This window comes from Rhodococcus koreensis, assembly GCF_017068375.1.
GTDB classification, from domain to species: Bacteria; Actinomycetota; Actinomycetes; order Mycobacteriales; family Mycobacteriaceae; genus Rhodococcus_F; species Rhodococcus_F koreensis.
This window is the reverse complement of record NZ_CP070610.1, coordinates 887,544-912,135: the sequence shown is the minus strand read 5'-3', so window position 1 is coordinate 912,135 and position 24,592 is coordinate 887,544. Positions and strand designations below refer to the sequence as shown.

Genomic DNA, 24,592 nt, shown 5'->3' with positions numbered 1-24,592 from the left:
CCGGTGTCCGAAATCTGATCCCCGCCGACGCGCCTCTCCGATTGAAGGGGCCGGGGGGTCGGGGGGTCGGGGGAGATAGCACCCGATCAATAGTTTGATGATTCTACGAATATGAATATATAGGAGATGATCGTGACCGAACTGATGGAGCGCCAGTCCGTTGCCGACCCAACCACCGACGCGGTGGAGCCGGGAACGCTGCCCCCACTCGGCGTGGTTCCCAAGAGCATGCACGCGCAGGTCGTGCGCCCGGAGCGGTACGGCGATCCCGCCACCGCGTTCGTCCACGAGGTCGTCGACACCCCGCAGCTCGGTACCGGTGAAGTGCTGATCGCCGTGATGGCGGCCGGCGTCAACTACAACAACGTCTGGGCAGCCCGCGGCTACCCGGTAGATCAGGTCGCCACTCGGCAGCGACGGGGCGAGACCGAGGACTTCCACGTCGGCGGGTCGGACGCCTCGGGCATCGTCTACGCCGTCGGTGAAGGGGTCAGCGGCATCAGCATCGGCGACGAGGTCGTCGTCCATCCGGGAGTGTGGGACGAGGACGACCCGTGGATCACCTCCGGACGCGACCAGATGATCGCACCCAGTGCGAAGATCTGGGGCTACGACACCAACTACGGCTCGTTCGGGCAGTTCGCCCGCGCTCAAGCACACCAAATACTCCCCAAAGCGGCACACCTGAGCTGGGCCGAAGCGGCTGCACCCACCCTGGTCGGCACGACCGCCTACCGGATGCTGCACGGCTGGCAGGGGAACACCGTCACCGAGGGCGACCTGGTGTTGGTGTGGGGTGGCTCCGGCGGACTCGGAACCCAGGCCTGCCAGCTCGTCCGCGAAGCCGGCGGCCGGGCGGTTGCCGTGGTATCGGACGACGAACGCGGCTCCTACGCGATGAAGTACGGGGCCATCGGCTACATCAACCGCCGCGAATTCGATCACTGGGGAATCCCGCCGTTGGTCGACGACGCCAAAGGCCAGAAGATGTGGACCGCCAGCGCCCGCGCGTTCGGCAAGAAGATCTGGGAAATCGCCGGCAACCGAGAAGACCCGGCGATCGTGTTCGAGCACCCCGGCGCCTCAACCATTCCGACCAGCATCTTCGTGTGCCAACCGGGCGGCATGGTCGCCATCTGCGCCGGAACCACCGGCTTCGACGCCATGGTGGACCTGCGATACCACTGGACCCGCCAGAAGCGACTGCAGGGCTCGCACGGCACCAACGACGCCCAGGCGATCGCCTACAACCAGCTGGTCGTCGACGGGAGGATCGACCCGGTCGTCGGCCGCGTCCTGCCCATGGCCGACATTCCGCTCTCCCACGCCCAGATGGGCCGCGGCGAGGAGGTCTTCGGCAACACGGTCCACCTCATCGGTGCCACATCCCCCGACGAGGGTCGCCGAGCCTGACTACCCGCAACGGCACAGCAGAACCACAAGCAAAGGTGCACAAAATGTCCCGAGCATGGAAAGTCCGTCAGTACGGTGAGCCCTCGTCCGTCCTCCGTCTGGAAGCGGCAACCGTACCCACCCCCGGCCACGGGCAGGTGCGGCTTCGAGTGGCCGCCACCTCGTGTAACTTCGCCGACGTTCTGCTGTGCCGGGGCGAGTATCAACAGAAGCCGGATCCGCCGTTCACCCCGGGCCTCGAGGTGTGCGGCTGGGTGGACGACATCGGTGGCGGAGTCGACCCCATGTTGCTCGCCTCGCGGGTCGTCGGCCAGCCAATCCTCCCTCATGGCGGCTTCGCCGACGTTGCCCTGCTGAACGCGGACGAGGTCTACATCGTTCCCCGCGCCATCGACGACAGTGTCGCGGCAACCTTGAATCTGACCTATCTGACCGCTTGGCTGGGCCTGCACCGACGGGCGTCGATCAAGGCCGGTGACACCATCGTGATCACCGCCGCTGCGGGTGGTGTCGGCTCGGCAGCCGTGCAGGTCGCCCGAGCGGCAGGCGCGACCGTGATTGCGATCGTGTCCGGTGCAGACAAAGCCGCTACCGCCTCCCGTCTCGGAGCCGACGTGGTCATCGACCGATCCGACGGCAACGTGATCGAGCAGGTGAAGGCAGCCGCACCGGCCGGCGCCGACATCGTGTTCGACTCGGTCGGCGGCAAGGCCTACGAGCAGGCAACGAAATACATTGCCTTCGAAGGACGCATCGTGGTCATCGGATTCGCCAGCGGCTACATTCCACGTCCGCACCTCAACCACGCGTTAGTGAAGAACTACACAATCGCCGGCCTGCACTGGTCGTTGTACCGCAAACACCGACCGGACCTCGTACACATCGCCCAAGCAGCCATCTTCGAGATGGCCGCCGCCGGCCTGATTGATCCGCTGATCACCGCCCGATTAGGCCTCGAAGATGTACCCACAGCCCTCGACCAGCTCGCCCACGGACGCACCCAAGGAAAGACAGTCATCACCGTCTGACGTCGTCCGTCACCCATCGCAGAGACCACAAAGAAACAAAAGAAACAGGAGTGCGGCATATGACCTCCATGGCCGAAGAAGCCCCGTCGTTCGACGGCAACTGGGACGAGTACGAACACCTCCGCGTCGAACGCCGCGGTCAGGTAGCGCTGATCACGCTCGACCGCCCGAAGGCGCTCAACGCCCTATGTGATGCTCTCACCATCGAACTGACCCACGCGCTCGATGCCACCGAGGCCGACGACAGCATCGGTGCCGTTGTATTGACCGGCAGTGCCAAGGCCTTCGCGGCGGGCGCCGATATCGCCGAGATGCAGCCGAAGTCGTTCACCGACGTCTACCTCGAGGACTTCATCACCGCCAGCTGGGAACGCGCCTCGACCACCCGTAAGCCCATCATCGCCGCGGTCGCCGGATACGCCCTCGGTGGCGGAGCGGAACTCGCGATGAGCTGCGACCTGATCATCGCCGCGGACACCGCCAAATTCGGTCAGCCCGAAATCACCATCGGGATCCTTCCCGGCGCCGGCGGCACCCAACGCCTGACCCGGGCGGTCGGCAAGTCCAAGGCCATGGACATGGTGTTGACCGGCCGCACCATCGACGCCGAGGAAGCGGAGAAGATCGGCCTCGTCGCCCGCATTGTCCCCGCCGACACCCTCATCGACGAGGCAATCGCCATCGCGCAGCAGATCGCGGGATTCTCCCGACCCTCGGTCCTGATGGCCAAAGAGGCCGTGAACTCCGCCTTCGAGACCCCCCTGGCAGAGGGCCTGCGGTTCGAGCGTCGCCTGTTCCACGCCGCCTTCGCCACCGACGGCCAGACCGAAGGCATGACCGCCTTCCTTGACAAGCGCAAGCCGTCCTTCACCAACCGTTGAGAAAGCGAGATCTGCACATGGCTTCACCAATCGCACTCCCGCGGATTATGCGGATTGGCGGCGGCGCCGTCGCCGAGATCGGCGAGGTGGTCTCGAGCCTCGGGCTCACCCGCCCGCTGGTGGTCACCGATTCGTTCCTCGTCGGCACCGGCGCCGCCGAGCAGATGATCAAGACCCTCGAATCCGCCGGTCTGTCGCCGCGCCTGTTCGCCGACACCGTCCCGGATCCGACGACCGACTCCCTCGACGCCGGACTGGCCGCGATCGCCGAGCACGAATCCGACTCGGTCATCGGGTTCGGCGGCGGCAGCCCGATGGACACCGCCAAGGCCCTGGGAATCCTCGGCCGCCAGGGCGGGCAGATGCGCGACTACAAGGCCCCCCGCAACAACACCGGGCCGGCCCTGCCGGTCATCGCCGTTCCTACCACCGCCGGAAGCGGCTCGGAGGCAACCCAGTTCACCGTCATCACCGACAGCGTCTCCGACGAGAAGATGCTCTGCCCGGGCCTGGCGTTCCTGCCGATCGCCGCGGTCATCGACTACGAGCTGACCGTGTCGATGCCGCCCCGGCTGACCGCCGACACCGGCGTCGACGCCCTCACCCATGCCATCGAGGCGTACGTCAGCAAGAAGGCGAACCCCTTCGCCGACAGCCTCGCCCTGACCGCGATCGGCACGATCGGCCGGGTCCTGCGCCGCGCCTACACCGACGGTAGTGACGCCGAGGCCCGTGAGCAGATGATGCTCGCCGCAACCCAAGCCGGGATCGCGTTCTCCAACTCCTCCGTCGCCCTGGTGCACGGGATGAGCCGGCCGATCGGCGCCCACTTCCACGTCGCTCACGGACTATCGAATGCCATGCTCTTCCCCGCTGTCACGGCGTTCTCGGTCCGCGCCGCGGAATCCCGGTACGCCGACTGCGCCCGCGCCCTCGGAGTCGCCACCACCGGCGACGACAACACCACCGCCTCGAACAACCTCGTCGACGCGCTGCGCGAGCTGTGCCGCGACGTGGCTGTGCCCACGCCCAAGGCATACGGCATCGACAAGGCCCGCTGGGACGAACTGATCCCGCTCATGGCCGAACAGGCCCTGGGCTCCGGGTCACCGAACAACAACCCGCTGGTCCCGACCGATGCCGAGATCCGCGACCTCTACGCCCAGATCTACGGCTGAAAACCCTTTCAGGAGAACCCTTCACATGACTGCCACCATTCCCACCCCGGCGACAGACACCGCCACCTCCGCTGCGCCCGTCGACATCGACCACTACATCGCCGGCCACATCGACGCCCGCGCCGCCGCAACCCGCGCCGACGTCTACAACCCCGCCACCGGGCAGATCACGGGCCGCGTGGCCATGGCCACCACCGCCGATGTCGATGCCGCGGTCGCCGCCGCCGCCGCGTCCTTCCCCGCCTGGTCGGCCACCCCCGCGCACATCCGGTCCCGCATCCTGTTCCGATTCCGCGACCTCGTCGAACAGCACTCAGACCGGCTCGCCGCCATCATCACCGCCGAGCACGGCAAAGTGCACTCCGACGCCAAGGGTGAAGTGACCCGCGGCCTCGAGGTCGTCGAATTCGCCTGCGGCATCCCGCAGCAACTCAAGGGTGAGTTCTCCGAGAACGTCGGCCGCGCCGTCGACGGAGTCACCTTCCGCCAGCCCCTCGGCGTCGTCGCCGGCATCTCCCCGTTCAACTTCCCCGCCATGGTCCCGATGTGGATGTTCCCCGTCGCCCTCGCCTGTGGGAACACGTTCGTGATGAAGCCCTCAGAGAAGGACCCCACCCTCAGCGTCGAACTCGCGAAGCTGCTGACCGAGGCCGGCCTGCCGGACGGGGTGTTCAACGTCGTGCACGGCGACAAGGTCGCGGTCGACGCCCTCCTGACCCACGATCATGTCGAGGCGATCAGCTTCGTCGGCTCCACCCCGATCGCGGAGTACATCCACACCACCGCCTCCGCGCAGGGCAAACGCGTCCAGGCCCTCGGCGGCGCGAAGAACCACATGGTGATCATGCCCGACGCCGACCTCGACCAGGCCGTCTCCGCCCTCATGGGCGCCGCCTACGGCTCCGCCGGTGAACGCTGCATGGCCATCTCCGTCGCCGTCCCGGTCGGCGAGGACACCGCCAACGCGCTGCGCGATCGTCTCGTCGCCGCTCTCGCCGATCTGAAGGTCGGCCCCGGTACCGACCCCGACGTGGAGATGGGCCCGCTGGTGACCGGGGTGCACCGCGACAAGGTCGCCTCCTACATCGACCTCGGCGTCGAGGAAGGCGCCGAACTCGTCGTCGACGGACGGCAGAACATCCCGGCAACTGGGGCGGAGGGGTTCTTCCTCGGCGGCACCCTCTTCGACGACGTCACCCCGACCATGCGTATCTACCTCGAGGAGATCTTCGGACCGGTCCTGTCCATCGTGCGCGCCGAATCCTTCGAGAAGGCCCTCCAGTTGGTCAACGATCATGAATTCGGTAACGGCACCGCCATCTTCACCGCCGACGGCAACACCGCCCGCACCTACCTCCACCAGGTCAAGGCCGGCATGGTCGGCATCAACGTCCCGATCCCGGTGCCGATGGCCTTCCACTCCTTCGGCGGCTGGAAACGGTCCCTTTTCGGTGACCACCACATCCACGGACCCGAAGGCGTGCGGTTCTACACCCGCAACAAGACCGCCACCACCCGCTGGCCCAACGACACCCAGACCCGCACCGACTTCTCCATGCCCACCCATGAGTGAGGTCCGATTCGGGCGGTGCGGATACACCCTCACGCATGAGCGCACCACAGTTCAGCCCGAGCAAAGCACCATCGTCCCCGACGACGCCGACGAGATCCGGTTCCACCACCAGGGTCCGGTCGCTCGAATCGTTCTCAATCGCCCGAAGGCGTTGAACGCGCTGACCACATCGATGATCACTCAGCTCCATCGCGCCCTCGACGAGTGGGAAGAGAATCCGGGGACCGCTGTGGTTCTGGAGAGTTCGAGCCCGAAGGCGTTCTGCGCCGGTGGTGACATACGTCAGATCCGCCAGAACACTGTCGCCGGTGCATACGGCGACAGCGACGACTTCTTCGCCTCCGAGTACCGCCTCAACGCCCGGATCGCGGAACTCACGACCCCCTTGGTCTCACTGATCGACGGGGTCTGCATGGGCGGCGGAATGGGATTGTCCGTGCATGGTGCGTTCCGTGTCGTCAGTGACAAGGCGGTGCTGGCGATGCCCGAAACCGCGATTGGGTTCTTCCCGGATGTCGGCGGTAGCTATTTCCTGTCCCGACTTCCGGGTGCGCTCGGGATGTACCTCGGGTTGACGGGCTACCGTCTCGATGCTGCCGATGCCGTGTACACAGGGCTGGCCACGCACCGGGTTACCGACGTGGCCCTCGTGGTGTCAGCGCTGGAGGAAAACCCGCAGACGCCGATCGATGAGGTGCTGCGCTCACTGCCTCCCGCAGCCCCGACTACCACCAGCCGGTTGGCCGAACACCGATGCGAGATCGATTGGTGCTTCGGCGCACCGAACGTGTCCGAGATCCACTCCCGCCTGCGTGATCATCACAGCTCATGGTCACGGGACACTCTCGCGGTACTCGATTCGGCGTCCCCGCAGAGCTTGGAGGTGACGTTCGCGGTGTTGACCGCGGGCAAACAACGGAACCTGCTGCGCTGTTTGAAGATGGAGCTGGACGTCGCCACCCATCTCGCCCGCACGCCCGACTTCGTCGAAGGCGTCCGTGCGGGTTTGGCCGACAAGGATCGATCCCCCGTTTGGGGAGAATCGCTGTTCGGCGGGTTCGACGCCGGTGGGTCGAGCGTATGGCACCGTCTACCGTAACCTGCTGGGACGCCGCGGGATGCGTGCTCTGGGGGGATGCGGCGATGTCCCCCAGAGTGATCCACGTGGTTACCGCTGGTGCGGGACTCGTCCTGGCCGGAGTTCTGACGCTTGTCCTCGTCCGAGTGGAGGATCCCACCTCCGGACACTGGCCAGCCGTCGACCTCACTCTCCGCACGGTGGCCTTGATGTGCGGCCCTTCCCTGCTCGCCGGTGGGGTGCTGTGCTGCGTGTGGGCGCGCCCGTTGTCCTGCTACGTCGACGACGACAGTCCGCGATCGTGACTCCCCAACTTCGCGGGAACCGCGACACCGAATGTGGTTGTCCCACCATATTTTCGATCATTTGTTGGGCATATTCGGTGTCGAGAACTTGGGCGTTGACCCAGCGACCGCCGATGTGATCTGATTCTCACAACCAATACTTCGATAGATTTAGGAGTATCAAAATGATTCCTGCGCCTCCGCCCAGCACCCCTCCGGACAACCCTCGACCGACCTTGTCATGGACCAAACGCGTGATCTGCACGATCCTCGTAGCCACACCGGTCGCGCTCGCACTGTCCGTTCCGCTGTATCAGCACACCGAACCAACCCTCGGCGGATTGCCATTCTTCTACTGGTTCCAGATGACCATGGCGATCGCCGCCGCCTGCGGATGTGGCGCCACCTACTACATCGCCTTCCGCAACGAACCTGAAATCAGGGACGCACAATGACCTTCAACGGCGTCACCTTCGGTGTGTTCATGGTCCTGTTCGTACTGGTTACCGGAATGGGCTTCGTCGCCAGCCGATGGCGCCGAGCCAAGAACGAACACCAACTCGACGAATGGGCCCTCGGCGGCCGCGGCTTCGGCGGATTCATCACCTGGTTTCTTCTCGGCGGAGACCTGTACTCCGCCTACACCTTGATCGCTGTACCCGCAGCGATCTTCAGCATCGGCGCCTTCGGCTTCTACGCGGTGCCCAACGCGGTCGTCCTCTACTCGCTGGGCTTCCTATTCCTGCCCCGTCTAGTTCGGCTGGCCCACAAGAAGGGCTATGTGACGCTGACCGACTTCGTCAACGACCGCTTCAAATCACAAGCCCTCGGCCTGGCGATCACCCTCACCGGACTGCTGGCCACCCTGCCCTACCTCGCACTGCAGCTCGTCGGCCTCGAGGTCGTCTTCGCATCCATGGGTATCCAAGCGGGCCCGACCGCCAGCTGGATCGTGCGCGACCTCCCCCTGTTCATCGCGTTCGGAGTCCTCGCGGCATACACCTACTCCTCGGGTATCCGCGCGCCGGCACTGATCGCGTTCCTCAAGGACGGGCTGACCTACATCGTGGTCATCGTCGCCGTCATCGTCATCCCGATCAAACTCGGCGGCTTCGGGCAGATCTTCGCCGACGCCGGCGCCGCAATCGCCGAACGCACCAACTCCCCCGACCCGGAAGCGGCGACGATCAGCGTCAACGCCAGCGTCTACATGACCCTCGCGCTCGGCTCCGGCATGGCGTTCTTCCTGTACCCGCATGCCATCACCGGTGTCTTCGCCGCCCGCGGCGCCCGCACGGTACGCCGAAACATGTCCGTCCTCCCGATCTACACAGTGCTCCTCGGCTTCGTGGCGTTACTCGGCATAATGGCCCTGGCAGCCGGAATCAAACCCCTCAACGGCAATCCGCAGTTCGCCGTGCCACAGTTGCTACAAGAGATGTTCCCCTCCTGGTTCGTCGGCGTCGCATACGCCGCGATCGCGATGAGCGCCCTTGTACCGGCCGCGATCATGGCCATCGGCGCCGGGAACCTGGTCAGCCGGAACATCATCCGCCAGTTCTCCCGCTCCGAAACCACCAGCCGCCGGGAAACCGAGATCTCCAAGGTAGTGTCCGTACTGGTCAAGCTCGGGGCGCTGGTGTTCGTCCTGACCCTCGACAGCCAGTTCGCCCTCAATTTCCAGTTGCTCGGCGGTATCTGGATTCTGCAGACCATCCCCACGGTGCTGCTCGGCCTGTTCACCGAACGCTTCGCCGACAAGCGGGCACTGCTGGCAGGGTGGGCAGTCGGTATTGCCTACGGCACGATCGCCGCCTACAACGTCTCATCCCCCAAGGCCAGTCACTTCGGCGGCTCGACGGCGGCCCCGTTCTTCCTGTCCTCGCCGATGTACATCGCCATCTCCGCGCTGATCCTGAACCTCGTCGTGACGCTCATCTGGAGCGGCATCACCTCGACACTGCGCCGTACCCGGCAGATCAACACCACCGCACCGATATCACCCGAATCGACCGCACCCGGCACGAACGCCGGTGCCGTCGCAAACGCCCCCGCCGCCCACTGACCTTCAGGAGTGCCGATTTCCATGACTGCCACCATCAACCGGACCGACGACGGTCCAGTCCGGATTCTCACCATCGCAAACCCCGCCAAGCGCAACGCATTCAGCGGCGACATGGCCCCACAACTGCGGAAGCTACTGCTCGACGCCGATCAGACCACATCCGTCCGGGCCATCGTGATCACCGGTGACGCCAACACCTTCTCGTCCGGACACGATCTGCAGGAAGTCCTGCACAACCCGGAGACAGCAGGTAACCCCGAGGCCAATGCCGCCTTCACCCTGCCCGCCGACCTCGGCACCCCCGTCATCGCGGCCGTGAACGGCGCAGCCTATGCCGCCGGATTCATCCTCGCACTCAACTGCGACATCCGGATCGCCGGCCACAATGCGAAATTCTGCGCTGTCGGCGCCCGAATCGGCCTGGTCCCCGTCGGCGGGCAGTTGAGCCGCCTGCTGGACATCGTGACCTACCCGGTCGCCTTCAAAATGCTGGCCACCGCCGCACCAGTCGCCGCCGACGCCGCCCGCGAATCCGGATTCGTCAGCGAAGTATGCGACCCGGCTGACACTCTCGCCCGCGCACTGACGCTCGCACATCAGATCGCAGAAGTATCACCCGCCGTGGTGCGGGCGATCAAGACCGGGCTGCGGGTGACCCTGCACAACGGACTCGACGCCGGCAACGCACTCGAGCCGCTTCTCGCCGCAGTGGTCCGTGACCTGCCCGACGGAGACGAAGGTGTGCAGTCCTTCCTGCAGAAGCGGCCTCCGCAGTACCCGAATGCACCCACCGATCTGCAGGACAAGCTCGAGAAGGCGGGAGCAGACCGATGACCCAACGACTCCGCGAAGACATCATCCGCGACCTTGCCATCCGCTACGGTGTCGCCGCCAACGCGGTCACCTTCGCCACCAACGGGATCGAGGCCGGCCAGATCGCAGAAGCAATCGGCCGTCCCGTAGCCGTAAAAGTCGTCGCCGACAACGTCGTCCACAAAAGCAAGGCCGGTGGTGTTCTGCTCGGGGTGGCTCCGGAAGAAACCCGCCGCCGCACCGAGGAGCTCCTCGAGACGCAGCGCGCCATGGGGGCCACGGTCCGCGGCGTCACTGTCGAGGCGATGGTGGACGCCGGTCTCGAAGCCGTCGTCGGCGGTCTCGACGCACCCGGCTTCGGTCCCGTCGTGATGTTCGGCCACGGTGGCGTCGACATCGAAATCCTCGACGACGTCGTGTTCGCCCTTGCCCCGATCGATACCGTCGAGGCCCGGCGGATGGTGTCGAGCACCCGACTCGGACGGGTCATCGAGAAGCGATTCCCGCAGCGCCTCGACGACGTCATCGAGATGCTCGTCGCCGTAGGCGGACCTTCCGGGCTGCTGCTCAACGAGGACGTCACTGAGGTCGACTTCAACCCCGTCGTCATCACCTCCGATCGCATCGTCGCCGTCGACGCCCGAGCCAACGCACTCGATGTCACCGAATGCCACATACATTCGGTCCCCGATCCGTCTGTCAGCTATGAGGCCCTGCGGCCGGCCATCTACCCGCGATCGGTGGCGATCGTCGGCGCCTCCGCCGACGAACGGAAGATGGGTTTCCGCGCGGTACGCAGCCTCGTCGACTTCGGCTACACCGGCCAAATCCTCCCGATCAGCAGCAAGAACACCAGCATCTACGGTGTCCCGACCGTTCCGGATATCGACACACTCCCCCAGAACATCGACCGCGCGGTCCTCGCATTGCCGGCCGCGGCGGTGCCCGACACGCTGCGGGCACTCGCCGCACGCGGCACACGCACCGCACACATCCTCACCGCCGACACCCCGCCGTTCAACGACATCCTCAACACCAGCGACCTACGGGTTCTCGGGCCCAACTGCATCGGCCACTACACACCGTACGAGCGGATGACCATGATCGGCACCGACGCGTCCAGCACGACCGAGGGGCACCTCGCGGTGGTGTCGCAGTCCGGCACCTACGCCGGCGACATCCTGCGGCGCGGAACAGAGCTCGGTCTTCAATTCAGCTTCGTCAGCTCAGTGGGCAACTGTGACGATGTCAGTCCCGCCGAGCTCCTGGCCTTCTGCGAAGCCGATCCCCGAACACACGCCGCCGCCTTTTACCTCGAGGACGACCGGTGGGCCGGCGACTTCTTCCGACTCGCTCGCACGATGACCAAACCCGTGGTCCTACTCAAGGGCGGCCGCACCGCGGCGGGCGGCGCCGCCGCCGCCTCGCACACTGGCGCCCTCGCCAGCGACCCACAGCTTCTCGAGGACGCCGCACGCCAGGCGGGAGTGCTACTGGTCGACGACCTCGACCAGCTGCTCGACGTCCTCACGGCGCTACAATTCGTCCCCACACTCGACGGGGACAACCTTGCCCTGGTCGGCAGCGGCGGTGGCGTCGCCGTGGTCGGCTCCGACCGTGCAGACCGGTGGAACCTGAAGATGGCACCGTTCGCCGAATCCACACGCGAACGCCTCACGCCGTTCGAGGCCCCGGGAACCAGCTTGTCGAATCCGATCGACATACCGATCTGGTCCCTATTCGACGAGACCGGGAGCTTCACCGGCTCCATCGTCTCCGCCGTCGCCACCGACGACTCGATCGACGCGATCTGCGCGTTCCTCGATCTCGGCACCGTGTTCGATCTGCAGGCCATCGAGCCCGGAAACAAGCTGGTGCGGTCGCTGACCGAGGACCTCGTCAACGCCGAGCGCGGTGGCATCCCCCTCGCGCTGGTCCTGCGCAGTGGATTCGACCAGAACCAGGACGAGCTGATCCGGCAGCTACGCCCCGTCGCCGCCGCAGCCAAGGTCGCCCTCTTCGATTCGGTGGACCGCGCGATCGACGCTCTCGGTGGTGTCCGGTGGCTGACCCGCCACGCCAAGAACCCGGGAGGCGACCTGCAGTGAGCCCATACGACGCCGAGCTCCAACCAGCGCCCGCGCACACACCGGCCGCTGCGCCAGCGCAACGCCCCGCAACGGCGCTCACACTGATCGCCATCAGCACATTCCTGTCGATGAGCGTGTGGTTCTCGGCGTCGTTCGTGGTCCCACAGCTGGTGGCGGTCTGGAACTTGTCCACCGCAGGATCGTCATTGCTGACCATCGCCGTCCAGTTCGGCTTCGTCATCGGCGCGGTCACCTCCGCCGCCACCGGCCTGGCCGACGCCGTACCCGGCCGCATCCTGATCTCCTGCGGCGCCGTCGGCGCCGCCCTCGCCAACCTCGGCCTACTCTTCGCCGATGGCCTCGCCGCCGCCATACCTCTGCGGCTACTCACCGGCATCTTCCTCGCCGCGGTATATCCGCCGGCACTGAAAGAAGTATCCACCTGGTTCCGAACCGGGCGCGGCACCGCACTCGGAGTCATGATCGGCGCACTCACACTCGGGTCGGCGCTGCCCCACCTGGTCAACTCGTTCGGAGATGTGCAGTGGCAGCACGTCATCACCGCCACCACCATCATGACTGCGGCGGGTGGCGGCCTGATCCTGCTACTGCGCACCTCCGGCCCGTACCCATTTCCCCGGCAGCCGTTCAGCCTCACCGCCACAATCACCAGCCTCCGGAACAAACACGTCGCTCTCGCCAACATCGGCTACATGGGCCACATGTGGGAGCTCTACGCCATGTGGGCCTGGGTCGGGGCATTCCTCGCCACCCTTCCTGCCATCGCCACCCGCCCCCACCCCGACGCGACGGGGTCCGCACTCTCCTTCGCCTGCATCGGTGCCGGCGCAATCGGGTGCTTCGTCGGCGGCCGTCTCAGCGACCGATATGGCCGCGCGCAATCGGCACTGATCTGCCTTATCTGCTCGGGAACCGCAGCAATCGGGCTGAGTATCCTCGACACCGCACCGCTACCGATCGTGCTCACTGTTTGTGTGTTCTGGGGATTCTGGGTCATCGCCGACTCCGCACAATTCTCGGCGCTAGTGACCGAACGCGCAGACCCGGTCTACGTCGGCGGTGCGGTCTCGATCCAACTCGCACTCGGCTACCTCACGACAACCCTCACCCTGTGGCTGGTTCCGGTCTTGGTCGAGCACTGGTCCTGGTCTGCCGCACTGCTGACTCTCGCGCTGGGGCCGGTCATCGGGGCAGCCGCAATGGCGCTCCTCATTCGGGCGGACCGCGACATCACAACGTCCCTGCCGACGGAGAACGGCGAATGAGCTCAGAATCCCACCTCCCAGACGAAATCGCCCGCATCGCCCGCATCCTCGCAGACCCCGTGCGACTGCACCTGCTTACCATCATCGCTCGAATGCGGGAGATTTCGTGTACGCACCTCGTAGACCACGCAGATGTCGGTGCATCCACCGTCTCCTACCACGTGAAGATGCTCACCGAAGCAGGATTGGTGACCGTCGCCATCGACGGACGACGCCGATATGTACGTTTCGAACGAGAAGCACTGCGTCACTTCACCGAACTCCTGGCCGCCTCCGTCGATCGTGACACCTCACAACGGGCCCTGCAAGCACTGCCGAGAATTCGAGCATCAGACGATGGGGAACCGCAGGCCTCCTCTGCAGAACAGGGGCGACAATGAATCCCGCTCATCCTCTGCCGCCGCCTACTCCGATGCAGTTACTCGACATCAATAACCGGCTGAGACTCGAGCACCGAAAACTAACCAAAACAATCGATTCCGTATTAGGGGTAGGCCTTCAAGCGCACGGCAGATGTGCGCTACCGTGATCCGGTTGTCCTCGATCAACTCGAACCCGGACACCGCGGCGGCGGCACGTTCCATGAACAGCGTCACGGCGTCGTACTGGGGCAGCCCGCGCAGGGACAACTCATCGTCCGTGTCGGGAATCGTCAGCGGCGGTACGCGCAGTATCGCTCCCCTTCGATACCGAGGGCCTCCCGGCTCGTGGCCAAAATCCGAAGCTCGGGACAGGTCCGAAGCAGTTTCCCGGAGAGCGTGGCGACTGCATCCACCAAACGCTCGCAGTTGTCGAGAACGTGCCGAACTCGGCAGACAGATCACCCTCGACGGCATCCATGCAGCCCAACAGTTCGACGCGCTCGGTCTCGCCGAGAGCCCTGTGGGGATGGTCGGCAATCCGGCGGCGGCATGGCAACCGCCGCAATCACCCTGACCGACTCTCCGAAATTCAAGCTCGCCAGGAGCGCCCCGGCAGTTTAGCGATGAACATCGAGGAACCGGCGTGGGCGTTAAGCATCGCCGTCACTGGCGCGACTGTGCTGCAGCCTTCGGCATCCGGAGAGTCTGATCTCAACTTCATGAAATCAGACTTAGACGCGCCCCCGGATGCTGTTCTATCCAGGAGTCGAGACTTCGCCGCGAGATCCGCGCGTGCCCGCTCGAGAACACCCGGTGAGCTGCCAGCAAAGCAGTCGTTGTCGAGTCGGTGATCTCGTCGAATGCGTTAACCTCGATCCGGGCCGTAGAGCGCTGCTCGGCGGGCGAAGTGCGTCGGCCAAGCATCTCGGACAATGTGAGTGGGTCTTTACGTGCCCGCTTCGCGCGCGCCGGGCGCTGTACCATCCCTCATCCACGCGATACGTCGCTCCACTCCCTTCAACGCCATGTCGGGATGGGGCAGGATGAAGAAGCGATTGGTTCGGATCGCGTCGACAACCATCTCTGCTACGTGGCCCGGTTCCAGGCCGTACGCGGCGGTCGTGTCTGCCAGACGCTCGACCGAAGAACGCCGAACGGGATCTGCCAACGTGGATACGACGCCGCTGGGCCGGTTGCGTTCGGACTCTGTCATGCGTGTTTTGACCGGACCTGGGCACAGCACCGAGACCCCGATCGACTCTCCTGCCGTTTGCAATTCGATCTCGAGATTTTCACTCATCCCCAGGACCGCAAACTTGGATGCAACGTAGGGGCTCATTGTTGGTGCACCGGTCGCGAATGCAGCCACCGAGCAGGTGTTGACAATGTGCGCCTCGGGTTGTTGCCGGAGGAGAGGGAGAAACTCCCGGCAGCCGTGGAGGACGCCGTAGAAGTTGACATCCATCACCCACTGCCAGGTTCGCAGGGGAATGTCGGAGAACAACGCGCCGCTGTCGACCCCCGCGTTGTTGCACAGGATATGGACGCCGGCGAATTCGTCGATCGTGCGTAATGCCAGGTTGTGCACACTCTCGGGATCCGATACGTCTGTCTGGACACCGATAGCGTCGGCTCCTGATGCCCTCAGGGCCGAAACTGCGATATCCAAACTGCCTTCTTCGATATCGGCAAGTACGACCTTCACACCTTCCCCGGCAAAACGTTCTGCCATTGCGAATCCGATCCCGCTGGCGCCGCCAGTGACGACTGCAACCTTGCCTTCGAGCTCTACCATGCCGATCTCCTGATCCGAAACAGTCACCGTGGGAGGATTGAAAGTTCTGCCTGGCAGCACTTCTTGTGCTGATCAGGATTCATGGACCTTCGGGTGCCTGCGGCGCGCAAATCCGATCACCGCCGCCGCAGCACGACTGACGCAGTCGAGTCACACACCAACCGAAGTTTGCGACCCGACTGGATCAGGGAATCCGAGTTGACCCGTCACTCGAACAATTCGGGTATGCGCGTCATTGCCTCGAAATACGGATCCGCACCGGTGAACGTGGCTATCTCGATCGCCGACAGGATCTCCTCGACGCTGGCACCTGCATCCAGCGCGGCCCGCGTATGGATCTGCACGCCTGGGACGTATAGGTGTGTGACCACGCAATCAATGGCAATGTAGATCAATTCACGCAACTTCACTGGCAGCGAACCGAATTGGGCCCCGACGGTGGAGAAGTTCATGTAGGCCTCGAACATGTCCGGGTCGAGCGCCAAGATATCGTCCCAGCTCTTGTGCCAGTACCCGCGCTTCTGTTCGAAATCCGCACGCAGGTTCCGCTGTCGGTCGCTCAGCCCGGATGGAGGACGAATCCCCCGTTCGGACAGAACTTCTGCAACGGCCGGCGCCCCGATCGACAGCGCATGGATACTCATGATGCTGACCAGCTGCAATACGTCACGGACTTCGGCTCGACTCGCGCCGCGGTCGAGAGCGGCCCGCACATATGCACGCAGTCGTGGCCAATTCGTGCTGGCAGCGTTGCCTACGACAGCGACCCCAATCAGCGCTTGTTCGATAGGGGTGAGCGCCCCACGTGATCGGGGGACGTCGACCATAGCGCCAAATCTGTCGAAGAACTCTGGGGAATCGCGGTACTCGGCATCGAGCGCGTCGTTCCAATCACCGAGGTGACCGGATAGAGCCTGCACGGGGGCCAAATTCTCCTTGGAAATTGTCATCGGCATGCCTCCTCAGAGCTGAATCGCGACGGACTTGGTTTGCAGGTAGTGATAGACCGCGTCGGGTCCCTTCTCTCGGCCGAATCCGCTCGATTTGTATCCACCGAAGGGTGTGCGGATTCCGCCCGCGAAGTAGTTGTTCACCGATACCTGGCCGGCGTCGATTCGGCCTGCCACGCGGTGCGCCCTGGCGAGGTCTTTGGTCCACAGGCCTGCTGTCAAGCCGTAGGGAGTGTCGTTCGCGATCCGGATCGCTTCCTCTTCATCATCGAACACGATGACCGAGAGGACTGGACCGAAAATCTCTTCCTGAGCAATGCGCATGTCATTGCGCACGCCGGTGAATATGGTGGGTTGAACAAAGCGGCCGTCCTCCAGTCCTACGACGTGTGCCGGGCCACCGCCCACGACCACTTCTGCACCTTCGGAGCGTCCGATGTCGAAGTATTCGAGGATCTTTCGGTACTGCTTCTCGGTGGTGATCGGTCCCATGTCGGGGTTGTCGATGCCGCGGCCGAGACCGACGGCGCGGTCGAGCCGGGTCAGCCGTTCCACGAATTCGTCGTGGATGCTCGAGTGAACCAGTAAGCGGCTTCCTGCCATGCATACCTGGCCGGCGTTGAAGTTGATCGCGGTCAGCGAACCGGTTGCAGCTTTGTCGAGATCGGCATCGGCGAAAACGATGTTCGGTGATTTGCCGCCGAGTTCGAGGGTCACCGGGCTCAGATGGGTTGCCGAAGCGCGTAGTACGGATTGGCCGGTGGGAACGGATCCAGTGAAGGCGATACGTCGGACATCACGATGTTCTACGAGCGCTGCACCGGCCTCGGCGCCGAGGCCGGTGACGACGTTGATCACACCGGGCGGGATTCCTGCGATTTCGACGGCCAGTCTGGCGAATTCGACGACCGCCATGGACGTGTCCTCGGCGGGTTTGACCACTGCTGTGTTGCCCCCGGCAATGGCGGGTGCGACACCGCGTGCGGTCTGCTGTAGGGCTGCGTTCCACGGGACGATGTGCGCGGTGACTCCGTATGGTTCGACGCGGGTGTACGAGTGAAATGCGGGACCGAGAGGAACAGTTTCGCCGTGAATCTTGTCGGCTACTCCCGCGTAGTACGCGTAGTAGCTGGCGGTCAGTCGTACGTCGGCCTGTGCTTCTCGCAGCGGCTTGCCGTTGTCGACGGATTCGAGGTATGCCAGTACGTCGAGATTGTCGAGAATCGCCTTCGAGAGGGCGTTCATGGCATCGGCGCGAACGGAACCGTCTACTGCACGCCAACTTTCGAATGCGCGTTGCGACGAGGCGACTGCTTCGTCGACGACTGCGGAGTCGGACCGTTGGATTCTTGCCAGAACGCCGCCGGTCGCCGGGTCGATGCTGTCCATCGTCGCTGTACCTGCTTCGGGCAGTTCCTTGCCGTCGATGATCGAACCGTAATATTCCTTGTGCATATTTGTGAGTTCTTTCTCTGTAGCAAGGGCGGGTTCAGGAGCGAGCCGAGATTCCACCGTCGATGGGGAGGGTGACACCGGTGATGAACTCGGAGTCTGTAGATGCGAAGAACAGCGCAGCCTTTGCGACATCGTCTGCTTGGGCGAGTCGACCGAGCGGGACCCCGGCACGCTGCGCGTTGATGGTCGCTTCGATGTCGTCTTGGTGCTCCATGAAGGTGCGGAGCATGGGTGTCTCGGTGGATACCGGCGCGACGGAGTTGACGCGAACCTGAGGTGCGAATTCGATCGACAATGCACGCGTGAGCTGAATTGCCGCACCCTTGGACGTGGAGTACGCGCTGTTGTTCGGTCGAGCCCGGAATCCAGAGAGGGATGCGGTGATGATGAAAGAGGCGCCGGGGCGCTGCTGCATGAGCGGCATGGCTGCGCGAGCCCCCAGCCACGGCCCCTTTGCGTTGACTGCCATGAGGGTGTCGAAGAAGTCGATGGACTGCTCTGCCAGGGGGCTCATCGGCGCCGCGACGCCTGCATTGGCCCAGAACACGTCCACGCCGCCGAAGGCCTCGACGGCGCCGCGAACGATCGTTTCGTTGCCTTCGAGGGTCGTGACATCGGCGACGACGGGGGATGCTTCGCCACCCTTCGAGCGGACCAGCTCTGCGGTCTCTCGTGCTGCGGTTTCGTCGCGGTCGGCGACGACGATCTGAGCGCCTTCCTGGGCAAACAGCAGCGCGCCTGCGCGTCCCATTCCGGATCCAGCGCCGGTGATGACTGCGACCTTGCCGTGTAGCTTCATGTGAGAGCCTTTCTGTCGGTGTTTGTTTCGAACTTCGAAATCATGGTCTGTTCAGAGGGCGGAATGCGGCTCCTCCGGATCGGCCTGGGGGGCCGGAGGGAACACTGCACCTGACTGGGCCAGGCGGTCGCACTCTGCTGGTGTCAGCGCAAGAAGCTCTTCGAGCACCTCGCGCGTCTGTTCGCCGAGACGTGGCGGGTATCGAAGAGGTGGAGTTTCGGTGTTCTCGAACAAGATCGGAGTCGCGACGCCCTCGAACGAGTGACTCCCGTCGGTCAGTTCGACGACCATCCCGCGGCCTGCACCGCGGGCGTCGACGAGGGCCTCGGCGACATCGCGGATGGGCGCGCATGGGACTTGATGCCCAATCAGACGTGACACCCACTCGTCGGCGGGCTGTTGTGCGAACACTTTCTCGAGGATGTCCCAGAGCTCGTCCTTGTGCTGCAGTCGTGTCGCTTGGTCGCGGAATCTCGGATCTTCGGGCAGGGACGGTTCGCCGACGGCGGCACACAGCCGCTCCCACATCGCCTGCGTATTGGCGGTGACGACGAACTCGGCGCCGTCCGAGCCGCGGAAGGATCTGTATGTGGGGATCGAATCGTGCCCGGCTCCCTGACGCCCCGGAGCCCGCCCGGACATCATCGCGTAGACGGACTGGTAGGAAAGTTGACCAAGTTGGGAGTCCAGCATGGAGACATCGATGATGCGGCCCGACCCGGAGTCTGCCCTGGACACGAGCGCCGAGAGCACCCCAATGACGGCGTACATGCCTGCTACGACATCGCCGGCCGGGACTCCAAGCCTTGCGGCAGGCTGGTCGGGATGGCCTGTCAGGCTCATCACTCCACTCATTGCCTGCACGATCATGTCGTAGGCGGGTCTCTGGTGGTGTGGGCCGAACTGGCCGAAACCACTGATGGACGCCCAGACCAAGTCGGGTCGCTCGGCAGTGACTGCGTGCTTGTCGATACCCAGGCGCGCGAAGACTCCGGGCCGAAAGTTCTCGATGACCACGTCGGAGACCGCGATCAGTCGCAATGCGACGTCGAGTCCTTCCGGCCGCTTGAGGTCGAGGGCAACACTTCGTTTGTTGCGGTTGTTGGCCAGATAGTACGCACTGTCGTCGCCGAGGAAGTGCGGAGGGATCGATCGACTCGAATCTCCCACTGCAGGTTCTATTTTCACGATGTCTGCGCCGAGGTCTGCCAGCAGTTGCGTTGCGGACGGACCGGACAGAAACGTAGTGAAGTCCAAGACTCTGATGCCGGTGAGAGGCAGTGGCCGAACGGTTGATGGGTTCGCCATTGGGTTGATTCCTTCTTCGTAAGTGTCGCCACTATAAGCACAACAGTCGACGAATTACTAGTAGATCCTCAAAATCAGGCCCAGAGAGTCGACACTTCATGCTTCTAGCGGGGCCTGCGCGAGGATTGCGACTCCGGCTGGAGGTGACGCCGGGGCACCGATCGGGGGTTTATTGTGTCCGCATGGAGAGCGATGGGAACGCGGCGCGGCCGATGAGTGTGTCCACAGCCGATATCGATGGAATTCTTGCCAGACTCCTCGGCGTGGACGAGCGCCAGGATTCGTTGGTCGGCAAGATCGCCATCGAAATCGCTCGGGACATAATCGAAGAGCGTGTCGGACAGTCCGACGACCTCAACTCGTTTGACCTGGCACAGCGATTCGGCACCAGCCGCACACCAGTCCGCGAAGCACTCCTCGTCTTGGAACGCCAAGGGATGGTCGAGGTCCCGGCACGTCGCCGACCCAGGGCCGCCGAGTTCACCCGACAGACGATCATCGAGATCTACGATCTACGCAGCGAGCTGTACGGTCTCGTCGCCCGCCAAATCGTGGAGAATGCCTCCGATGCAGACCTCGACACTCTGGAGCGACACCTCGCCGGCCTGGTAAGCGCAGCCGAGAGCGGTGACGACGATGCATACTTTTGGCAGGTTGTGTTGTTCCACGAACAAGCATCGCTCATCTGCGGGAACGCGACACTCAAGCGAACCATCGACGGGCTCGGGCTCCGCGTCATGCAGCTACGTCACCTCGGAATGGCACGTGGCTGGAGAATCGAACGCTCACTTGCCGACCATCAACGATTGATGCTCGCACTCCGCGAGCGAGACGGTCAGCTCGCAGCTGCACTCAACCGGGCGATGGCGACCAACGCTCTACCCGGCCTGCTTGCCATTGTCGACGGTAGAGGCCCCGACTCTCGCTAACTTGCCAGGAGTCGACACTTTCGCCTAAATCTCGCCGATAGCCCTTGCTTTTGCACACGCGATGGCAGTACTGTCGACTGTGATCCCGACGACATTGCCCAGCAGTCCAGCCGCTACGGCGAGACCGTCCCCCGCATGTCCGTTCTCGCCGAGCTGTTTAGCAGCCACCGAAGTCAACCCCCACTGCGAGCGGTCGACTTCGAACCGTTTGAGGTAGGCACAGCCCCTTCAGTCGCGCGTCGACTCCTTCGCCAGTACCCATGGAGACACAAAATGGTAAGCACCACCCAGTCTGCGGACAAGCAAACATCCTCCAGAGCGCAACGCCGCTCATTGGTAGCGGCCGGGGTCGGAAACGCACTCGAGTGGTTCGACTGGAATCTCTACGCGATCTTCTCGGTCTATCTGGCCCACAACGCGTTTCAGTCTGAAAATCCCACCTCCGCTCTGCTGAGCACGCTGGCGATCTTCGCGGTAGGATTCGTCGCCCGACCCGTCGGCGGCTTCGTTTTCGGCCGACTCAGCGACAAGATCGGCCGAAAGAACGTCATGGTCGCGACAATGTGCCTACTCGCGGGGTCGAGCGTGGCAATGGCCGCGCTGCCGACCTACGCGGCGGTCGGAATTGGGGCCTCGGCGTTTCTGCTGATCGTGCGACTGGTCCAAGGGCTTGCGCACGGAGGCGAGGCCGGCGTGTCGTACACCTATGCCGCCGAGATCGCTCCGCCGGCGCGACGCGGGTTATGGTCGTCGATGCCTTTCGTAGCATCAACGATTGGTTTGATGGCCGCAACATCCAGTGCTGCAGTACTGACCGGAATATTCGACGCGGAACAGATGGATTCGTACGGTTGGAGGATCGGATTCGCGTTCGGCGGACTGTTGGGACTGTTCGCGTTGTGGATCCGCCGGACCGCCATCGAAACCGAAGTCTTTCTCGAAGAGGCCGAGACCGTCGAAGAATCCGATACCCCCGCAACCAAAATGAGTGGTCGGGAGATCCTCGGTATCGCTCTACGCATCATCATGATCTCGGTCGGCACCAACATCTCCTTCTACGCATGGGTCTCGTTCGCTCCAACCAACGCGATCTCGCAGCACGACATGCATCCCACGTCAGCCTTCGTGGTCAGCTTGCTGTCTCAGGGCCTCATCGTGCTTCTGCTGCCCTTCATGGGCGCCCTATCCGACAAAGTTGGCCGTAAGCCATTCGTGTTCGCCCAAGGCGCGCTCATGATCGCACTCGCGTTCCCCATCGCCGGCATGGTGTCCAGCGCCCCGTGGACTCTGTTCGTCGCGCTGATGCTGGGCCAGCTCGTGTGGGCGTGCGCCGGGGCGATCTACCCCGCGATCGTGGCTGAACAAGCTCCGACCCGGATCCGGGCAACCATCGTCGGACTCGTCGTCTCGTTGTCAGTTGCAATCTTCGGCGGCACTGCCCCTTACCTGAACACCTGGCTCACCTCGACTGGCAAGAGTTCGCTCTTCAGCGTGTACATCATGGTACTAGGAGCCGTCGTGGTCGGCGGCTCCATCCTGATCAAAGAAACAAAAGGCATAGATCTTCGCGATCTTGATCAGCCAGCGAACAACTAATTCGTATCCGGCCACCAACCCTGACCGCAGGTCGACACCGTGCATTTCAAAGTGAGAGTTGAAGTATGTCCATTGCCATGAAGACCGCTGTGGTCGGTGTCGGAACCACCGAGCAGGGGCAACTCCCGGGCCGTAGTGCCAACGAAATAGCCGCAGAAGCAGTCCAACTGGCGCTCGCTGACGCCGGCTTGACCAAAGACGACGTCGACGGCCTGATCACGTGCCGAAATCTCACTGGCGGCGCGGGAATCGATGAACAAATCGGCCACATGCTGGGTATCAATCCCGACTACAGCGCCACCCTCGATTACGGTACCGGAAACTTCTCACTTCACCTCGGTGTCATGGCGATCACCGCAGGGCTGGCAAACACTGTGGTGCTCACATATGGGACGAATCAACGTTCCCAACACGTGGGGTTCGGGCGCACAGTCGGTGGTGGTGCCGAATTCGCCGCCGCGGCAGGACTTGTACATGTCGCCGGCTCGGCGGCGATGGCCTTCCGTCGACACCAGCACCTCTACGGAACGACCGAGGAACAGCTCGGATGGGTGTCGGTATCCCAACGGGAATGGGCTCGCCTCAATCCCCTCAGCATCTTCAAGGAAAAGATGACGATCGACGACTACCTCTCCCACCCCTACGTCGCAGCGCCGCTGCGGCGTCCCGATCTCACAATGATCTCCGACGGCGGCGCTGCACTCGTACTGACTCGAGCAGATCGCGCAAAGTATTCACCCAAGAAGCCGATTCACATTGTCGGCATCGCAGAGAAGACGGCCTTACGAGCCGACCAGAACGCCGACAATCTCATGCGGCCCTGGCTGGGCGCGACTGCCCGACAGCTCTGGAACACCACGGGTATGCGCCCCTCGGAAATCGACGCCGTCTACGTTCAAGATGCGACTTCTGTGTGGACCCTCCAGATGCTCGAGAGCTACGGCTTCTGCGAACCAGGCGACGCCGGGCCATTCTTCGCCGCAGGAAACACTCGACCAGGCGGATCACTACCGGTAAACACGAGTGGGGGGCAACTATCAGAGAGCTACATGTGGGGTTGGCTCAACCTCTGCGAGTCAGTTCGACAACTACGTGGCGAATGCGGCGAGCGACAGGTGCCCGGGGCGCGAACCGCGCTCGACTGCTCGTCGCACGACTTCCTGAAAGCCGCTGCCACACTACTGACGGCAGCAGCATGAACAGCCACATTCGACCCGCCCCGGGCGATGATCTGACGGCACCGATGTGGACCGCAATGCGCGAACGGCGGCTATCACTCCAGCAGTGCAGCCAGTGCTCATATACAAGATTCCCGGCAAGCGAACTATGCCCGGAATGCTGGTCCCGAAACGCTGACTGGCGTGATGTAGAACCCACGGGGACCATCTGGAGCTACACCGTGTACGAGCGCGCACTACATCCTGAACTGAAGGACGCCGTCCCGTACACGGTTGCGTTGATCGAACTCGCTGCCGGGCCTGTCATTCCAGGGCGCATCCTGTGCGACGAGGACAGTGCGCCAATAATCGGTGATCGTGTGACGGGCCTATTCACCGACATCGACGAGGAATTCACAATGCTCGAATGGGCCCTCCACCGATAGCGCCATTTCCGATGCCTGGCGAGATCCATCTGATCAGTCGTTCGTCAGGAAGCCTGACTTACCGGAAGATCGATGAACTCGGCTTAGGTGGTGAACGGGCCCGGGA

At 63.7% G+C, this 24,592-nt stretch carries 22 protein-coding genes and 1 pseudogene; 17 read left to right on the top strand and 6 right to left on the bottom strand.

The genetic code is table 11. From position 1 onward, the window contains the following. The first annotated feature begins 144 nt into the window (after positions 1-144). The 13 genes from ccrA to JWS14_RS45030 all read left to right on the top strand — a co-directional run bounded on the left by ccrA (position 145) and on the right by JWS14_RS45030 (position 14,069). Positions 145-1,413, top strand: a complete 1,269-nt coding sequence (gene ccrA / locus JWS14_RS45090) for a crotonyl-CoA carboxylase/reductase (protein WP_420855179.1) — start codon at positions 145-147, stop codon at positions 1,411-1,413. 44 nt (positions 1,414-1,457) lie between these two features. Beyond that, positions 1,458-2,441 carry an NADPH:quinone oxidoreductase family protein gene (locus JWS14_RS45085; RefSeq protein ID WP_206016723.1) on the top strand — a complete coding sequence of 328 codons (984 nt, stop codon included), beginning with the start codon at positions 1,458-1,460 and terminating at the stop codon, positions 2,439-2,441. Positions 2,442-2,500: 59 nt separating this feature from the next. Further along, positions 2,501-3,322 (top strand): enoyl-CoA hydratase, encoded by an 822-nt coding sequence (locus JWS14_RS45080; protein WP_206016722.1) that lies wholly within the window; start codon positions 2,501-2,503, stop codon positions 3,320-3,322. Positions 3,323-3,339: 17 nt separating this feature from the next. Further along, positions 3,340-4,500 (top strand): iron-containing alcohol dehydrogenase, encoded by a 1,161-nt coding sequence (locus JWS14_RS45075; RefSeq protein WP_206016721.1) that lies wholly within the window; start codon positions 3,340-3,342, stop codon positions 4,498-4,500. Positions 4,501-4,525: 25 nt separating this feature from the next. Continuing rightward, positions 4,526-6,073 carry a CoA-acylating methylmalonate-semialdehyde dehydrogenase gene (locus JWS14_RS45070; protein ID WP_206016720.1) on the top strand — a complete coding sequence of 516 codons (1,548 nt, stop codon included), beginning with the start codon at positions 4,526-4,528 and terminating at the stop codon, positions 6,071-6,073. Next, entirely contained in the window at positions 6,066-7,172 is a 1,107-nt protein-coding gene (locus JWS14_RS45065) for an enoyl-CoA hydratase/isomerase family protein (protein ID WP_206016719.1), read from the top strand. The genes JWS14_RS45070 and JWS14_RS45065 overlap by 8 nt, the downstream gene beginning before the upstream one ends. Positions 7,173-7,237: 65 nt before the next feature. After that, positions 7,238-7,456, top strand: coding sequence for a hypothetical protein (locus JWS14_RS45060; RefSeq protein ID WP_206016718.1), 219 nt, complete (start codon positions 7,238-7,240; stop codon positions 7,454-7,456). Positions 7,457-7,689: 233 nt separating this feature from the next. After that, positions 7,690-7,890 carry a DUF3311 domain-containing protein gene (locus JWS14_RS45055; protein WP_241031809.1) on the top strand — a complete coding sequence of 67 codons (201 nt, stop codon included), beginning with the start codon at positions 7,690-7,692 and terminating at the stop codon, positions 7,888-7,890. Beyond that, positions 7,887-9,500, top strand: coding sequence for a monocarboxylate uptake permease MctP (gene mctP, locus JWS14_RS45050; protein WP_061043332.1), 1,614 nt, complete (start codon positions 7,887-7,889; stop codon positions 9,498-9,500). The genes JWS14_RS45055 and mctP overlap by 4 nt, the downstream gene beginning before the upstream one ends. 21 nt (positions 9,501-9,521) lie before the next feature. Next, entirely contained in the window at positions 9,522-10,334 is an 813-nt protein-coding gene (locus JWS14_RS45045; RefSeq protein WP_206016716.1) for an enoyl-CoA hydratase/isomerase family protein, read from the top strand. Beyond that, a complete protein-coding gene (locus JWS14_RS45040; RefSeq protein ID WP_206016715.1) occupies positions 10,331-12,421 on the top strand; it encodes an acetate--CoA ligase family protein in 2,091 nt (696 codons plus the stop codon). Before JWS14_RS45045 ends, JWS14_RS45040 begins: the two co-directional genes overlap by 4 nt. Beyond that, complete coding sequence (locus JWS14_RS45035; RefSeq protein WP_206016714.1) at positions 12,418-13,689, top strand: MFS transporter; 1,272 nt, start codon at positions 12,418-12,420, stop codon at positions 13,687-13,689. Before JWS14_RS45040 ends, JWS14_RS45035 begins: the two co-directional genes overlap by 4 nt. Beyond that, on the top strand, positions 13,686-14,069 hold the full coding sequence (locus JWS14_RS45030) for an ArsR/SmtB family transcription factor (protein ID WP_206016713.1): 384 nt from the start codon (positions 13,686-13,688) through the stop codon (positions 14,067-14,069). The genes JWS14_RS45035 and JWS14_RS45030 overlap by 4 nt, the downstream gene beginning before the upstream one ends. Before the next feature lie 105 nt (positions 14,070-14,174). Here the strand turns inward: JWS14_RS45030 and JWS14_RS52045 are convergent. From JWS14_RS52045 to JWS14_RS45005, 6 genes and pseudogenes are all read right to left on the bottom strand, one after another. Next, positions 14,175-14,488, bottom strand: a pseudogene (locus tag JWS14_RS52045) (hypothetical protein); the annotation flags it as partial. A 509-nt stretch (positions 14,489-14,997) separates the two neighbouring features. After that, positions 14,998-15,873 (bottom strand): SDR family NAD(P)-dependent oxidoreductase, encoded by an 876-nt coding sequence (locus JWS14_RS45025; protein ID WP_206016712.1) that lies wholly within the window; start codon positions 15,871-15,873, stop codon positions 14,998-15,000. A 179-nt stretch (positions 15,874-16,052) separates the two neighbouring features. Then, the gene (locus tag JWS14_RS45020) at positions 16,053-16,796 is read right to left on the bottom strand and encodes a carboxymuconolactone decarboxylase family protein (protein WP_241031808.1); all 744 of its coding nucleotides are present in this window, start codon (positions 16,794-16,796) and stop codon (positions 16,053-16,055) included. A gap of 12 nt (positions 16,797-16,808) precedes the next feature. Next, positions 16,809-18,185, bottom strand: a complete 1,377-nt coding sequence (locus JWS14_RS45015) for an aldehyde dehydrogenase family protein (protein ID WP_241031859.1) — start codon at positions 18,183-18,185, stop codon at positions 16,809-16,811. A gap of 100 nt (positions 18,186-18,285) precedes the next feature. Beyond that, positions 18,286-19,050 carry an SDR family NAD(P)-dependent oxidoreductase gene (locus JWS14_RS45010; RefSeq protein WP_206016709.1) on the bottom strand — a complete coding sequence of 255 codons (765 nt, stop codon included), beginning with the start codon at positions 19,048-19,050 and terminating at the stop codon, positions 18,286-18,288. A gap of 51 nt (positions 19,051-19,101) precedes the next feature. Next, entirely contained in the window at positions 19,102-20,358 is a 1,257-nt protein-coding gene (locus tag JWS14_RS45005; RefSeq protein WP_206016708.1) for a CaiB/BaiF CoA transferase family protein, read from the bottom strand. A 182-nt stretch (positions 20,359-20,540) separates the two neighbouring features. Here JWS14_RS45005 and JWS14_RS45000 point away from each other — a divergent pair, with 182 nt between their 5' ends. The 4 genes from JWS14_RS45000 (at position 20,541) to JWS14_RS52040 (ending at position 24,486) form a co-directional block, all read left to right on the top strand. Then, positions 20,541-21,287 (top strand): GntR family transcriptional regulator, encoded by a 747-nt coding sequence (locus tag JWS14_RS45000; protein WP_206016707.1) that lies wholly within the window; start codon positions 20,541-20,543, stop codon positions 21,285-21,287. Positions 21,288-21,560: 273 nt separating this feature from the next. Beyond that, positions 21,561-22,883, top strand: a complete 1,323-nt coding sequence (locus tag JWS14_RS44995) for an MFS transporter (RefSeq protein ID WP_206016706.1) — start codon at positions 21,561-21,563, stop codon at positions 22,881-22,883. A 65-nt stretch (positions 22,884-22,948) separates the two neighbouring features. Beyond that, positions 22,949-24,082, top strand: coding sequence for a thiolase C-terminal domain-containing protein (locus JWS14_RS44990; protein WP_206016705.1), 1,134 nt, complete (start codon positions 22,949-22,951; stop codon positions 24,080-24,082). After that, on the top strand, positions 23,983-24,486 hold the full coding sequence (locus JWS14_RS52040) for a Zn-ribbon domain-containing OB-fold protein (protein ID WP_082833262.1): 504 nt from the start codon (positions 23,983-23,985) through the stop codon (positions 24,484-24,486). Before JWS14_RS44990 ends, JWS14_RS52040 begins: the two co-directional genes overlap by 100 nt. The last annotated feature ends 106 nt before the right edge of the window (positions 24,487-24,592 follow it).